Origin of the sequence: Nostoc sp. (assembly GCF_036917575.1) — a bacterium.
Lineage (GTDB): Bacteria > Cyanobacteriota > Cyanobacteriia > Cyanobacteriales > Nostocaceae > Nostoc.
On the sequence record NZ_JBALDC010000081.1, the window covers coordinates 40,155 to 54,547 of the forward strand.

At 39.7% G+C, this 14,393-nt stretch carries 13 protein-coding genes; 4 read left to right on the forward strand and 9 right to left on the reverse strand.

Annotated elements, in window-relative coordinates:
* Positions 1-41: 41 nt before the first annotated feature.
* Positions 42-302: a hypothetical protein gene (locus V7K79_RS24365; protein WP_335051228.1), complete on the forward strand. Its 261-nt coding sequence runs from the start codon at positions 42-44 to the stop codon at positions 300-302.
* 29 nt (positions 303-331) lie between these two features.
* On the forward strand, positions 332-1,714 hold the full coding sequence (locus V7K79_RS24370) for an aminopeptidase P family protein (RefSeq protein ID WP_335051230.1): 1,383 nt from the start codon (positions 332-334) through the stop codon (positions 1,712-1,714).
* A 113-nt stretch (positions 1,715-1,827) separates the two neighbouring features.
* Here V7K79_RS24370 and V7K79_RS24375 read toward each other — a convergent pair whose 3' ends face one another.
* Entirely contained in the window at positions 1,828-2,709 is an 882-nt protein-coding gene (locus V7K79_RS24375) for a shikimate dehydrogenase (protein WP_335051232.1), read from the reverse strand.
* A 127-nt stretch (positions 2,710-2,836) separates the two neighbouring features.
* Here V7K79_RS24375 and V7K79_RS24380 point away from each other — a divergent pair, with 127 nt between their 5' ends.
* Positions 2,837-3,775: an alpha/beta fold hydrolase gene (locus V7K79_RS24380; protein WP_335051234.1), complete on the forward strand. Its 939-nt coding sequence runs from the start codon at positions 2,837-2,839 to the stop codon at positions 3,773-3,775.
* Positions 3,776-3,874: 99 nt separating this feature from the next.
* Here the strand turns inward: V7K79_RS24380 and V7K79_RS24385 are convergent, their stop codons facing one another.
* The 8 genes from V7K79_RS24385 to V7K79_RS24420 form a co-directional block, all read right to left on the reverse strand.
* Positions 3,875-4,675 carry an SbcC/MukB-like Walker B domain-containing protein gene (locus V7K79_RS24385; RefSeq protein WP_335051236.1) on the reverse strand — a complete coding sequence of 267 codons (801 nt, stop codon included), beginning with the start codon at positions 4,673-4,675 and terminating at the stop codon, positions 3,875-3,877.
* 501 nt (positions 4,676-5,176) lie between these two features.
* Positions 5,177-6,901 (reverse strand): SMC family ATPase, encoded by a 1,725-nt coding sequence (locus tag V7K79_RS24390; protein ID WP_335051238.1) that lies wholly within the window; start codon positions 6,899-6,901, stop codon positions 5,177-5,179.
* Positions 6,888-8,069, reverse strand: a complete 1,182-nt coding sequence (locus V7K79_RS24395; RefSeq protein WP_335051240.1) for an exonuclease SbcCD subunit D — start codon at positions 8,067-8,069, stop codon at positions 6,888-6,890. The genes V7K79_RS24390 and V7K79_RS24395 overlap by 14 nt, the downstream gene beginning before the upstream one ends.
* A gap of 8 nt (positions 8,070-8,077) precedes the next feature.
* Positions 8,078-9,844, reverse strand: a complete 1,767-nt coding sequence (locus V7K79_RS24400; RefSeq protein WP_335051242.1) for an ATP-binding protein — start codon at positions 9,842-9,844, stop codon at positions 8,078-8,080.
* Positions 9,841-10,725 carry a hypothetical protein gene (locus V7K79_RS24405; RefSeq protein ID WP_335051244.1) on the reverse strand — a complete coding sequence of 295 codons (885 nt, stop codon included), beginning with the start codon at positions 10,723-10,725 and terminating at the stop codon, positions 9,841-9,843. The genes V7K79_RS24400 and V7K79_RS24405 overlap by 4 nt, the downstream gene beginning before the upstream one ends.
* The gene (locus V7K79_RS24410) at positions 10,671-10,874 is read right to left on the reverse strand and encodes a hypothetical protein (RefSeq protein ID WP_335051246.1); all 204 of its coding nucleotides are present in this window, start codon (positions 10,872-10,874) and stop codon (positions 10,671-10,673) included. Before V7K79_RS24410 ends, V7K79_RS24405 begins: the two co-directional genes overlap by 55 nt.
* Positions 10,875-11,106: 232 nt before the next feature.
* Entirely contained in the window at positions 11,107-11,826 is a 720-nt protein-coding gene (locus V7K79_RS24415; protein ID WP_335051248.1) for a hypothetical protein, read from the reverse strand.
* Between the two features lie 623 nt (positions 11,827-12,449).
* Entirely contained in the window at positions 12,450-13,406 is a 957-nt protein-coding gene (locus tag V7K79_RS24420) for an aldo/keto reductase (RefSeq protein WP_335051250.1), read from the reverse strand.
* A 78-nt stretch (positions 13,407-13,484) separates the two neighbouring features.
* Here V7K79_RS24420 and V7K79_RS24425 point away from each other — a divergent pair, with 78 nt between their 5' ends.
* Complete coding sequence (locus V7K79_RS24425) at positions 13,485-14,084, forward strand: DUF1802 family protein (RefSeq protein WP_335051252.1); 600 nt, start codon at positions 13,485-13,487, stop codon at positions 14,082-14,084.
* Positions 14,085-14,393: the final 309 nt, after the last annotated feature.

The following is a 14,393-nucleotide window of genomic DNA, read 5'->3' on the forward strand; positions in this document are numbered from 1 at the left end:
ACCTTATAAATTAGGAATACAATCTCCAAAAACTAGGGTCAATGTTAAAGCAAACCGAAAACGTGAGGATAAAAATCTTCAGAAGCATCTTTGCTGCTGTCAACTTAGCGCTAATTTCTGGAGGATTAGTTAGTTGTGTTGTTGAAGCACCGCAACCAGTTGCTCCCACTGAGCAACAAAAACCAGTCTTACAACCTACCCAGCAGCCTCAGCAAACAAAGCAAAAGGACAAAGATGACAACGATAAAGATGGCGATCGCAAAAATGATAAAAAAGATGACGATAAAGACGATAACGACTAACTTTTATCCTTTTCTTTGAGTTTACATTTATGCTTATTCAACAAACTTCTACTTCCCTCGGCGATACTTTACGCCACCGACGGCAACAACTAGCCAAGCTGATTGATTTTCCAGCAATTCTGTGGTCGGGTAGCAACAATTCGCGCAACTTTCCCGCCAATACCTTTCCGTTTCGTGCTAACAGTCATTTCCTCTATTTTGCCGGACTGCCATTACCAAAGGCAGCAATTCGTCTAGAAGGAGGAAAGCTAGAACTATTCATCGACGATCCCTCACCCAGCAGCGCCCTTTGGCATGGAGAAACACCAACGCGCGAAGAAATAGCCGAGAAGATTGGGGCGGATGTAACTCGACCAATGGCAGAATTAGAGTCTTGGCTAGAAGATGCCGCTACACTTGCTGTCCAAGATGCTGCTACTTGGACGCAGCAATCGCAGCTATTAAATAGATGGGTTTTACCACAAAGTCTTCCCCAAGGAATTGACTTGGAGTTAGCTAAGGCGATCGTTTCTCTGCGCCTCACCCACGATGATGGTGCATTAACCGAGTTGCGAAAAGCTGCGGCTGTCACTGTCAAAGCTCACAAAGCGGGGATGGCAGCAACACCCCAAGCCAAATTAGAAGCGGAAGTTCGAGCCGCGATGGAAGGGGTAATTATTGCCCAGAATATGACCACCTCTTACAACAGTATTGTCACCGTTCACGGTGAAGTTTTGCATAACGATCAGTATCACCATAGTTTGCAACCAGGTGACTTGCTACTTGCCGATGTTGGCGCTGAAACTGAGATGGGTTGGGCAGGTGATGTAACTCGCACGTGGCCAGTTTCGGGTAAGTTTTCATCTACCCAAAGAGATATTTATAATGTGGTATTAGCAGCCCATGATGCTTGTATTGCCAAAATCCAGCCTGGTGTAGAGTATGGGGATATTCATCTGCTAGCAGCAACAGCGATCGCTGAAGGTTTAGTAGAGTTAGGAATTTTACAAGGAAATCCCGAAGATTTAGTAGAAATGGATGCCCACGCACTGTTTTTTCCTCATGGTATCGGCCATCTACTGGGTTTAGATGTGCATGATATGGAAGATTTGGGCGATTTAGCTGGGTATGAAGAAGGACGCCAAAGGAGCGATCGCTTCGGTTTAAGCTACCTCCGTTTAAATCGTCCCCTGCGTCCAGGAATGTTAGTCACAATTGAGCCTGGTTTTTATCAAGTACCAGCAATTTTAAATGATGCTAATGTGCGTTCCAAATATCAGAATGTAGTGAATTGGCAGCGTTTATCGGAATTTGCCGATGTACGTGGAATACGCATTGAAGATGATGTTTTAGTTACTACAGAAGGCAGCGAAATTTTAACAGCCGCATTGCCAAACGATGCCGATACTATAGAAAATTTAGTCAATGGTTGAGTTGAGGCTAAATTTTACCCTACCCTAACCCTCCCCGTATGTATTGGGGAGGGAACTGGATATATGATTTCCCCCCAATGCATCGGGGGGATTAAGGGGGGTAACAAGTTTTATCATTCCTTTAAACCCAGGTGATTTTGTAACGCTTGGCGCATCACTTCTACAGGCAAAGTTTCCTGCTGTAACCAGATTTTTAATGCTGCTACCCCTTGTTGGACTAGCATTTCTAATCCATCGATCGCAATTGCGCCTTGTTTTTGTGCCTGCTTTAGAAATTGCGTTGGTTTAGGAATATATATCAAATCGTAAGCGATCGCACCCATTGGTAAATTCGCTATTTCTTCTACACTCAAAGGCGATTCATCAACTTTGGGATACATCCCAATCGGAGTTGTATTTACCAGCAGATTTGCTTGGGGAATGAGCTTTGCTAATTCCTCCCATTGATGAACCTGGAATTTATCAGCTAAAGGTGAATTGCTCCAATTATTGCGGAATTCTTCTAATTTCTGCATATTGCGCCCAACAACATGAATTTGGGCAAAACCTAGCTGAATACAACCTGCGACAACCGCTCTGGCTGCACCACCATTGCCTAAAATTACCGCTACTTTTTGGCTCCAATCTTGTTTATATGTTGTCTGCAAAGGAGCGATAAATCCTTCAATATCTGTATTTGTACCTACCCATTGGTTATTTTTGCGACTAACAGTATTCACTGCTCCAATAGTTTGAGCTAGGGGTGTAACTTCTGAGAGTAAAGGGATGATGGCTTGTTTATGAGGTATTGTCACATTAAAGCCGACAACCCCAACAGCAGCTAAACCTGCGATCGCCACTTCTAAATTTTGTGGTTCAATCCCAAAAGGCAGATAAATGTAATCTAATCCTAATTGTGCGATCGCAGCATTATGCATCACTGGCGACAGCGAATGCTCTACCGGATGTCCAATCACTCCTAGTAGTTTAGTTTTACCTGTAATTAATTTTGTCATTTGTCATTGGGCATGGATTATTCTCCTTGTCACCTTGTCCCCTTGTCTCCTCTGCTCCCCTGCTCCCCTGCTTCCGCTCCTTAGCTAGCCTACAATTATTAAAAGCTCCTTAACATTTCTTTAAATCATGCAGGCAACTACAGCCTCCTCTACAACTCCAATTCCTGGCAAATATTGGCAGTGGCGCGGGCACAACGTTTACTACGTGCGTGCGGGAGAGAAGCAAATGCAACGTCCGCCTTTGCTTTTGGTACATGGATTTGGTGCTTCTACAGACCACTGGCGCAAGAATATCACAGGATTGTGTCAAGATTTTGAAGTATTTGCGATCGACCTTTTGGGATTCGGGCGATCGGCAAAACCAAAATTGCAGTACAGTGGCGACTTGTGGCGCGACCAACTTCATGATTTTATCAGCGAAGTGATTGGTGAAAAAGCAGTATTAGCCGGTAATTCTCTTGGTGGTTATGCTTGCTTGTGTGTTGCGGCACAACGTCCCGACAGTGCAGCTGGTTTAGTCTTGCTTAATAGTGCCGGGCCTTTTAGCGAAAACCAGCCAACATCTGAACCGGAAGCTTTGCAAAGCGAAATTCAGCCACCCAAAAAACCCTCTTCTTTAGAGAAACTTCTGGGTGACTCAGTTAAATGGATTTTTCAACAACCTTTAGCTCAGTTTGTGTTATTTCAATACGTGCGACAACGTTGGGTAATTCGCCAAACTTTAGAAAAAGTATACCTTGATAAAAGTGCAGTTACAGAGCAATTGGTAGAAGAAATTTATCGTCCTGCTTTTGATCCGGGTGCATTGGATGTATTTGTTTCAGTTTTTAGCAGTCCTCAAGGAGAAAAAGTTGATATATTACTAAAGCAATTAACTTGTTCTGTGTTGATGTTATGGGGAGAAGCCGATCCGTGGATGAATGCTAGAGAACGTTCTCAAAAGTTTCGTCAAAATTGTCCTCAACTCGCAGAGCATTTTTTAACAGCAGGTCATTGTCCCCATGATGAAGTACCCGATGGAGTAAATCAACTTTTACGCAATTGGGTTTTGTCTATTGCCCGGTGATAAATATTATTAGAAAATGTTGAGTGGAGATGCGATAAATTGCGTCTCTACTCGCAGTTTCTCTACACAATAATACTTGTAACAAAAAGGAAATTACTATTAAGCTAAAATTCCTGTTACAACAATCCGGGAGCCTTCTAAAAACTTCTCTACCTTAATTTGTGTTCCTAACTCCTCTCCCAAGGCGGGAACATGAGTGATTACGCCAACTAATCTGTCTTGTTTCCCTAAAGATAGTAGGATATTTGAGACACTTTTTAGAGTTTCAGCATCTAATGTTCCAAATCCCTCGTCTATAAATAAACTCCCTAACTTGGCTCCTCTAGACAACTTTTCTGAAAGTGCCAGAGCCAGTGATAAAGATGTAGCAAAAGTTTCGCCACCAGAGAGGGTTTGCACTCGTCTTGTTTCACCACAACTCCAGTTATCTTCTACTTTATATTCTTTATTTTCATATTTTAATGCATATCGCTGTTCTGTAAGTTCCAACAGGAATACTGTTGCAACTTCTACTAATTCGCGCTCAAAATGCTGGAGAATATAGTCTTGAAAACGATCCGATCTCAACTCTTTAGACAAAATTTGATATATTTCTAGCTCTTGTTGTTTGCTAGAAAGTTGTGTTTTAAATTTCTCTAGTTGCTCTCGCTGTTCTTCAGATTTAGCAATCAAAAGTTTTAAATTGTTCTGTTCATCTTGCGCTTGTTTATATTTTTCTTCAGCATCAGCAAAAAGTTTTTCATACTGGGCAATTATTTCTGCATTTGTAGTTTTCTCACCAATTGCGTCAGTTTCTCGCTTAACATTAGTTTGCAACTGAATTTTATTGGTATTGTAATCATCAATCTTTTGCTGCCATTTATTTTGCATTTCTGGGGATATTTTAGATTGCTGAAACATTTCCTCTGTAAAGTATGCAGAGAGTAAACTATTCTGCCATTCAGCTTCTAAATGTTCTTTTTCATTAAAAGCAAAATCAAAGTCTTCTCTTGCCTTTATATCACATTGTTGAGCTTGACTAAATTGATCACGAGCAGTTTGATAGTTTTGGGTTTCATGATGAAGACGATTATCTAACTCTCGTTTATCTTGTTCTAGCTCTTGAAATAAATTATCATAAGACTCACCTCCAGTAAGTTTGGATAGTTTGCCTGATATTTCCTGAAGTTGTGTTTTTTGACGTTCTACTTCATCTGCTGCATCTTGATGCTGGGTTTGTTTATCTAATAATTGACTTTTTGCAGACTTTAAATTTTGTTCGCTTATTTGAACTTCTGTACCTGTTTTCTCTTGGTTTCTTAAATATTTTTGATACTTAGCGTCACTTTCATATAATGCTTGGTGCTCCTGTTCAATTACTTTAATTTTCCATTTATCTGTTTTTAATATGACACTAATTTGTTATGTCTCTGCCTCCAGTCCAGCTTCTTTTTCTGCTAATACTTTGCGACATTGAATTTCTTGCTTTTTTAGATTACCGATGGTTGTTTCAGCTTTAATTTTAGTATCAGTAGTTTTTTGGCGGTTTTGTTCAGCAGCACGATCGCGTTTTTCTAGTGCTTTGATATTATCTGAAGATTCTAGTCGTGGTAATAAGTGGGTTTCTGGATAAATTCCACCACAAACTAGACAATCATCACCAGTATGCAGAAATTCTCGTAAACTTGCAGCATGATTTTGTTGTCTAGCAGTATCTAATTCAACACGATATTGATAGCATTCTGCTTCAGACTTTTGGAAATTTAAAATAGTAGATTGATAATCAGACTCAGCAGTGTATAATTCTTGAACTATTTGTTGTAAATTAGTGCGGTCGCTTTCAACTTGCTTTTGAATTTCTTCCCATTTAATTAGTAGTGGTGTTACTTGATTAAGTTGCTCTAGTCTTGAGCCACCAGGAGAATATTGAGATAATTCATTATTAGCTATCGTCAATATCTGATTTTTTTGATTGAATTCAGCTTCAGCTTTCTTTAGAGCTTTATCAGCCTCAGTTGCCAGCTTATTTTTTTCTGCTAATATTTTTTCTAAGCGTTTTACTTCATCATTAATTTTACGATGCTGTTCTTCATATATTTTGGCAGTATTAAGAGCTTCTTCTCGCTGTTTTATTTGCGGTGTAATCTCAGCTTGATATGTTTGTATTTTCTGTAAGCTCTCTTCTTGAATTTTGAAGGCTGATTGTTTCTCAATCAAAGCTTTGGCAGCAATTTGAACATCAGTTTGAGTTTTGTCATATCGATTACGAGCCAAATTGACTGATGTCCAAGCGGCAGATAGACGATCGCCAACTCGTGCTTGTTCTAATTGCTGTTTTAATTCACTTATTTTTGCAGCTTCTTTATTTAATTCATCAAGTTGCTGTTGCCAATTTGCTAAATCTCTCAGACGTTGCAATAATTCTTTTTCGGCGGCTAAAGCTATCTGTTCTTTGGTAACTGTTTTATGTAATTTGGGTAATTCTTGTACTAGAAAATCAGAGCGAGCGCGTCGTTGAGAATTCAGTTCTATATTTAATGATAAATCTAAATTTTTTAGCTGTTCTTGAATCGCGTTACATTCACCTTCAATACGGTTAGCTTGCGTCCCAGCTTGAGAACACATATCTGCAAAAATCTTTTCGTATCCAACCAGATTGTTTAAAATCTTCCGCCGATCAGCACTTTTACCTTTGAGGAACTCATCAAATTGTCCTTGAGGTAGAAGGATAACTTTTGTAAAAGTCTCAAAATTCATTCCTAAAGCTTTCTCGATAACGGCGTTAATCTCTGCTTCTCTTTGTTCTCCAAAAGGTTGAAATTCACCATTTATTCGCTTTTCTAACTTAAAAGTAAGCTGGGCTGTTTTAGTACGATATGACCATGAGCGAAAGACTAGATACTCAGTTTGATCTACCAAAAAACGTAATGATATCTGTAATTTTAAGCCACCCTGACTCAATAATTCTTTGGGTTGAGTTTTTCTTGCTACTTTTCCATAGAGTGCCAAAGTCATCGCATCCAGCAAAGACGATTTCCCCGCGCCGGTTGGGCCAGTAATAGCAAATAAGTCCATTTTCTCAAAAAGGATATTTGCCTGATTCCTAAAACTGGTAAAACCTTCTAAAGTTAGCTCAAGTGGTCGCATCTTGGGTTTCCTTGATTTCCTTGTATAGTTCCTCGAACTTCGCTACAACGGCGGGAGCAGGTGTAGTGTTTAATTCCTCTTGGAAGTAGCGCTTAAATTCTTCTACCGGGTCAAACTCTTCTTGCTTTACAGATTTTTCCCGCTTTGATTCTATTTCTGGATAACGTGGCTCAATTTGCAGCACTTTATCGCCACAAATTTTCCGAATTTTGTCAGCTAACCCCATTTGAGGTGTTTGCAAGTTGATAATTACCTTTAGATAACCTGGGTGATGGCGTTGTGGTTCTAGTTTTTCCTCGTAATCACTCAATTCACATTCGACTATCTTCAAAGGTTTTTGACAGGGGATAGATATAAACTGTGGTTTTTTGGCGGGAGAACCAAGCTCAACATCGATCAGATAAAATCCTTTTTCTTCCTCGGCTTCGCCAAAATCCACTTGAATCAAAGAACCAGAATAATAAGTGGGAGCCGCAACTAAAATTTGTTGAGGTTTATGAATATGTCCGAGAGCAATATACTGAGCTTCAGGCGGTAGGCTTTGTCCAGCCAAGGCGTAGGTTTCTTTGGTATGATGACGGGCTTCGGAGTTAGCTAATCTAGCACCATCGATAGTAAGGTGAGCCATGAGGATGTTAATGCTGTCATCTTGGAAGCCACTGGCTAAATTTTTGAGCAAGTAATCTACTCTGTCTCTGTAATGCTGTATTTGCTGCAACTCATCCATTGTCCAAAGATTTTCGACTGTCAACAGCCGCCGTTCGGAAGCAAAAGGCATCGCAGCTACACGTAGTTTGCCGTTGGGCGTTTCTAGGGTAATCAAACCGCCTTGATTGACGCGACGAGGTTTTCCTAAAATCTGCACGCCAGCTAAAGATAAAAGATTAGCTATTCCATCAAAGCGGGAAGCAGAATCATGATTTCCGGCAATAGCGAGCGCCGGAATTTTGGCATTTCGCAGCCCCTCAAAAAACTGATACGCGACTCGTTCAGCATCAGATGGTGGATTTGGAGTTTCAAAGATATCGCCTGCGATTAACACCGCATCAACTTCTAATTCTTTAGCTTGTCGTAAAAGTTCATTCAGAGTAAATTCAATTTCTGGGGTACGATCCTTGCCTTTGAGGTGACGCCCCAAATGCCAGTCAGATGTATGAATTAAACGCACAATTCCTCCTAAAAACGGTCAATATCAGCTTCGATGCTGGTAATTTCTGCTTGGCTCAAAAATACTTCTTCTTTGCGAGTGGCGTAAGCGGGGAAAGGGAAGTTAACTAAAATTGGTGCGGGGACTTCTGGCTGATGTACAAACATCGTCCCAGATTTAAGAAATAAAGCTCGCTTGCGACAAGAACCTGTAAGAAAGTTATATTCTGGACGTTCTGCTTCGGCTGAATCTAACCTACCCACAACACGGATAGCCGCTTGTCCAACAACGCGCCGTTCAACTTCTGAGGCCGTTTGCTGTGCGCCAATTAAGATAATTCCTAGCGATCGCCCCCGTTCTGCAATGTCTACTAGTAAATCTTTAATCGGGCTACGTCCATCACGGGGTGCATACTTGTTCAACTCATCCAGAACGATAAAAACAACTGGTTCTCTTCCCTGTTTTTCTTTTTGAAAAAATAGTTTTTGTAGTAAAACACCCACAACAAATTTTTGAGCGCGGGCACTGAGTTTGTGGATATCAGTTACAGTTAGTTGAGCATCTGAAGCTAGGGGGTTGAGTTGGTATTTAGCAACTTCATCTGGTGATAAATCCCCGCGAATTAAATGGTTAACTTCACTACTGATACCATACAAACGCCGAATCATTGCTTCAGCCGTAGCTGGAACATTTCGCCCTAACCAACGCCTGTTTTCTTCTCTATCTTCATCATTGAGAAGTTTGTCTTCTAAAAAGTCAATTAAATCTCTAAAGGTTTTAATTTGTGTTTTGCCTTCTTCCCCAAACGCTTCTACTTGTAAATAAGCTTGCGTTTTGCGCCGACTCTGACGATCGCTCTGGTCATTTTCTTCTGCTAGCCGTGCTAAGCTTTCTTCTACTGTCGTTACTAAGTAGGATAAATTGCCCCGGTCTAAATCCTCACCAGTGAATAAAAAGCGAAACAGGCGATCGCGGCACAATTCCCGAATACTCCACAAATAAACTGATATCCCTTCAGAACGCTGTTCTAAATCAGAATCAATAGTCCGGGAATCTCTTTTTGGTGCAGCCCGAAAACTTGTACTTTTAAAAGGTTGTACTGGCAATTTCATCAGTTCATATTTATTTTTATCCTTTTGCTTTTCAGAATTGCCATAACTTTGATTTAGTTTGTCTAAAAAGAATAAATCCTCACCCTTAACATTGAAAATTAGTGCTTTAGTATTAGCTTTATAAGAACCTAAAACCGGAGAATTGAAAATAGAATATAGCAAAAACAAAGCATAGGATGTTTTAGTAGCAACTCCCGAAATGCCGGAGATATTTACATGAGCACCTTTTTCACCATTAATAAATGAGTAGTTAAAATATGCTGCATTGCCGTTATTCATAATACCAGCCGGAATTGGGGTATCCATGCTGTCAAAATACAAAGCCGATGCCAACTGTTTACCTAGAGCGAGGTTAACTGGATCGCCTGGTTGTGGGGGTAAATACTCTTCTGGCTCAATTCTTGTGACTTGAACGTGAGCAGTATAAGAAATATTGATTGGTAAAATACCTTCTTTAGCAACTAAAAAAGTATCAGTCTCAAATTGCGCTCCTTCGTATTGAGTGCGGACATAATCCACCACACCGTAAAAACATACAATTCCGCCACCATCTGGACGTTGAGTTTGCACCTCTACAACATCATCTAGCCGTAAAACTTTTTTAGCATCCACTGCTATCCAAAATTCTAAAGGAGTAGCTTCTTTAGTACCTAGTACAAAACCGATTGCTTCAGAAGATATCATTCATTACCTCCAAAAGATGCCAGGAAGCATTGCAGCCGCCGCTTAATTAGTATTGCATCACCCATTCTTCTTCCTAATTCCTGTTCCAAAGCGCTAACAGGTGCAAGGTTTTGTGGTGCGCGGGGATCTCGTGATGGATGGGAAGCATAATAGGGAATTAAATAGCAAGTTTGATTAGCTATTTCTTTAGCTGTTTCTATGTCAATTTTGCTAGATAACTCCAGCCGCACGATGCCATGTAAATCGTGGTAGCCAAGTTGTTGTGGAGAATATTGAAAATCACCAGATTTCAAATACCAAGAGTATTGGGATCTATCTTTAATATGGAAAATAGGTGTGCGCTGTCCTGGTAACAATTTCCACAAGAAAACAGCATAATTTTCAGATAGGTATTGTTTGTGCATTGTCTTGATGTAGCCCAACGTAGATGTTGGCGATTCATATCGCAATGCTCCATCTCGAATTACCAAAGTATTCCCATCTTTTACATTTAGTTTTACTACTAGCTGTTCCTCTGCTGCTAGCATGGCATTTTGAACAATTGCACCCCGTGCTTCAGGAGTATTTGGTTGGTTGCTTTTAATTGCTGTGTAGAGTAATTCTGCTTTGCTTCCTAAAGGACAAGGGATGGGTGTTGATACTGCATCTTGCTCTCCGCCAAAACCCAAAACTCGACGAACATCAATTTCAATACAACTCGCTTTGGGGATAGTTCTATCTACTACCACAGCACCCACAGCAATTGTCCCAAAAACACCGTATGTTATTGTGTTGCCATTCCCACCTACAAGTGCAGCATCTAAGCGACGACGCCCGTCGATAAAAATCAGGCGATTAGGTAGCGAAGCGATCGCGGCTGGAGAGACTGAAAACAGTCCCAATTCTCAGTTTCTACTGTCGGGTTAACATCACTTTCAGACAGTGAAAGCTCTTCGCTGATTTGAATTGGCGGCTCGTAGTCATTCCCCCAAGGCTCCAAGCGAAAATTATGCGATCGCCAGAAGCTACTTACATAGTTCTCCTCAGACATTACCTTGTATTTTGCGTAGTAAATTTCATGTTTTCAATGTTACTCGCAATCTACGAATAATTGTCAACTTTATGGATTATTAAGTCTTGGCAACTTTGGTTGATGGCCATCCAAATAGGAACGAACCTACCGCATTACAGAAGGGGCGATCGCTAAAGAGCAAAGGAATTTTAGCGGCTCATGCAGTACCAGCTAAAATTTGCCTTGTCAAGTTTAAAACACACTTATTTAATTATTTAAAAACGTAGGATTTAATTTCTTGCTCTATTTTGTCACTAATAATCTCAGTTCCCATACCAATTTTATTGAGGTTAACCTTCACAAAATTTGTTTTATCTTCTTTTGTAAATTTTTTATCATTATCCGAGTCTTTAATAATTTTTAGAAAAATTGCATTTTGACTTGGAACAACAACCCAACTGATTATTCGAGTATTATTTGGGGTAATTTGCTGGAGGTTCTTACCTGATAAATCAGAAAGGTAGCCAATAGTAGCATCTTCGCTATTAAGTTTTTTATCTGTATTTGTATCTTGGTCAATGATTTTATATAACCAAACTCTGGTAGTGGGTTTCTCTACCGCTTTTACTTCCAATAAATCAAAGGAGGTGATAAGAGCTTTTTTATTTAATAAAAGATGAGCTTCACTACCTTGCTTTTGATAAAAGATGATGTTATACAATTGGTTATTTTTTTCATTTTCATAAGAACGTGAAAGGTTTAAATCAATTCCCTTATCTTCATTATGCTCTGCAAGACTAACAGGAATCATTAGATAATCTGATTGTTCTTTGATAATTAAATCGCCATAGATAAGATTTGGTTGCAGCTTCGGTTTCTCAGTTGTTTTTACCTGTTCTACATTTTTAATAACAGAAGACTTACAGGAAAAAGAAAGGGCAGCTACAATCGTAACTGTAGTAATTTTATTTAAAATGCGATACTTTTTCATCAAATTTTCCTTGCAGGATATGTTGCTGTCCTATTTTATTCCCTGCTGAAAAATTAGCTAGAGTCCATCCAATATGATTGAGTTAAGAAAACTTGTAAATTGGATTAAGCAAAGCGTAACTTAACAAAGCCCCACTGGCACTCGCTGCCGTACTGAGAAAATCATATTACAATAAGATGCCAAAAACCTGGTCAAGGTTGACCAGGTTTTATCGAGTTTACAGGTTTCAAATTTTAAACTAATTAACTAACTGGAGGTTAATAACTAAGGTGGGCTGAAAAACTAACAAACTCAGCATTCTTGCGTTTTTCCGCTTTAGGATTTGGCTTTACCTTCTACATTAGGCTTTTTGCCACTTATATTACATTTGATATGCTGAAGTTTGCTTGGGCTGATGACAAGGGGACACTAAGTCATTAACCCTTTTTGTTTGGTTTTATTTTCTTCGGTGTCCTACTATCTAAATTATCACTTAATTTGTGAGTTGCAATCTTTGGTTTATTAAAGTTGACGTTTTGTTATATTTTGCAATCTAGAGCTAGAAATTTGATCCCTAACCCTCTTTTGAAGAAAGTTAAAGGGATCTTGGATAGATTAAGCATAGTAACCAAACTGCATTGTCATCAATCCCACATAATCTGATTGTTGTCCAGATGGTCGGTGACAATACGGCCAATGGCATCAATTTCTGCCAATTCGGCGGTAGAAAGCTTAATTTGAGCGGCTAATGCATTGTCTCGTGCTTGTTCGGCATAACGCCCTCCAGCGATCGCATTTGTTTGAGGTTGAGTAATTAACCAGGCTAAAGCTAACTGAGCAAGGGTACAATTATAAAGAAGGGCTATAGGACGCAGTTTTTCTAGCGCTTGTTGGGCACGTTCAAAGTTTTCGCCTTGAAACAGTTTATTTTTAGCACGATTATCTGTTGGGTCAAATTTATGACCGAAAGTAAATCTTCCTGTTAATAACCCCTGCGCTAAAGGCGAATAAGCAAGGATAGAAATATTGTTTTCGATACAATAGGGCAATGCATCTTGTTCTACCTGTCTCCAGAATAAAGAATAGGGTGGTTGTAAACTATCAATACGTCCATAACTTGCTGCTTCTGCTAACTGGACGCCAGAAAAATTGGAAACACCGATTGCTCGAATTTTACCTTGCTTTTTGAGCAGGTTAAGAGCTTTCATAGTTTCTTCGATAGGTACTATTTCACTATTGAAAGCGCCGGAGGGCCAATGTATTTGGTAAAGATCGATGTAATCAGTTTTCAGGTTAGTTAAGGAATGCTCACAAGCTTCAATCACTTGTTCATACTTGAGATGGTTAGCAAAAACTTTCGTAGCATATTCCACGTGAGTTCGGACATCAGATAAAGCTTCAGCGACAATTCGCTCAGAGTGTCCTTCACCATAAGCTTCAGCAGTATCAATTGTGGTGATCCCAGCTTCATAAGCGGCTCGAATGGTTTTTATCGAGTCAGCATCTTCAATTCCCACCCACATTCTTTTACCAGCTTGCCAAGTTCCCATTAAGATGGGTGTGATTTTGACTTCACTCGTACCTAGCGTTCGCTTTTCCATAACCGCTACCTAATTCATTCCTTGGACAGGTTCATACTTTATCAGTCTTAGCTTCAAATTAAATCAGAGTTACAGTAGATGCCGATGGAATTGACTACAACTTTTCATGCTCTCAAAGAATGGGCAGTTGCTATAAATGCCTTGGAAAGTGGCAAAACAATTATGTTGCTCCGCAAAGGCGGAATCCACGAACGACATGGACATTTCCAAGTTGCCCACAAGCAAATTTTGCTTTACCCTACTTATGAGCACCAACAAGCTTTCATGCTAAAAGCTGAGTATGCCAATAATGTTTATCCAGTAACATCAGGCTGGCATCCTGAAACTGTTCGCATTGGCAGTTGGGCTGAAATTACAGATATTTTGCCTTGTAGTGATGAGTCTATTGTCAACAGTTTACTTCCCTTCCATATTTGGAACGAGCATTTTATTAGCGATCGCCTTAAATGGAAAGCACGTCAACCCCTTTATATCCTCCTCCTGCGGACATATAAACTACCGCAAGAGCAAGAAATTCCCTATTACACCAAATACGCTGGCTGCAAGTCATGGATTGATTTAGATCGACAAATTCAGTTGCAAACAGCACAACCAGTTTTATCTAACTTTGCATACACCCAACTAGTAGAGACAATTCGCCAGATTGTCGGCGATAAGTTGTATGCTCCATCCTTCTAATAACCCAACTTGTTGTTCAGATACCCGATTTATTCAATAAGTCGGGTATCTAAATCTAGTTTAAGTAAGTGCTATTCTACCCTATAGCTCATTTGATTTATAACTTTTAAGACTTACGCACACTCTACGAATTCCTAGCGTTCTTGGCGGTTTGATAAATTAAGCTTTTCGGCAAATTTTGCGTAAGTCCTGACTTTATAAATTATCTCTAATATCAGGTTCGGTTAAACACTCAATAATATTTGTAGTAGCGCGATAGGCTTAAGTTGAAGATGTTGTTCCTTCAGAGTATTTGGGAATACTAGACTT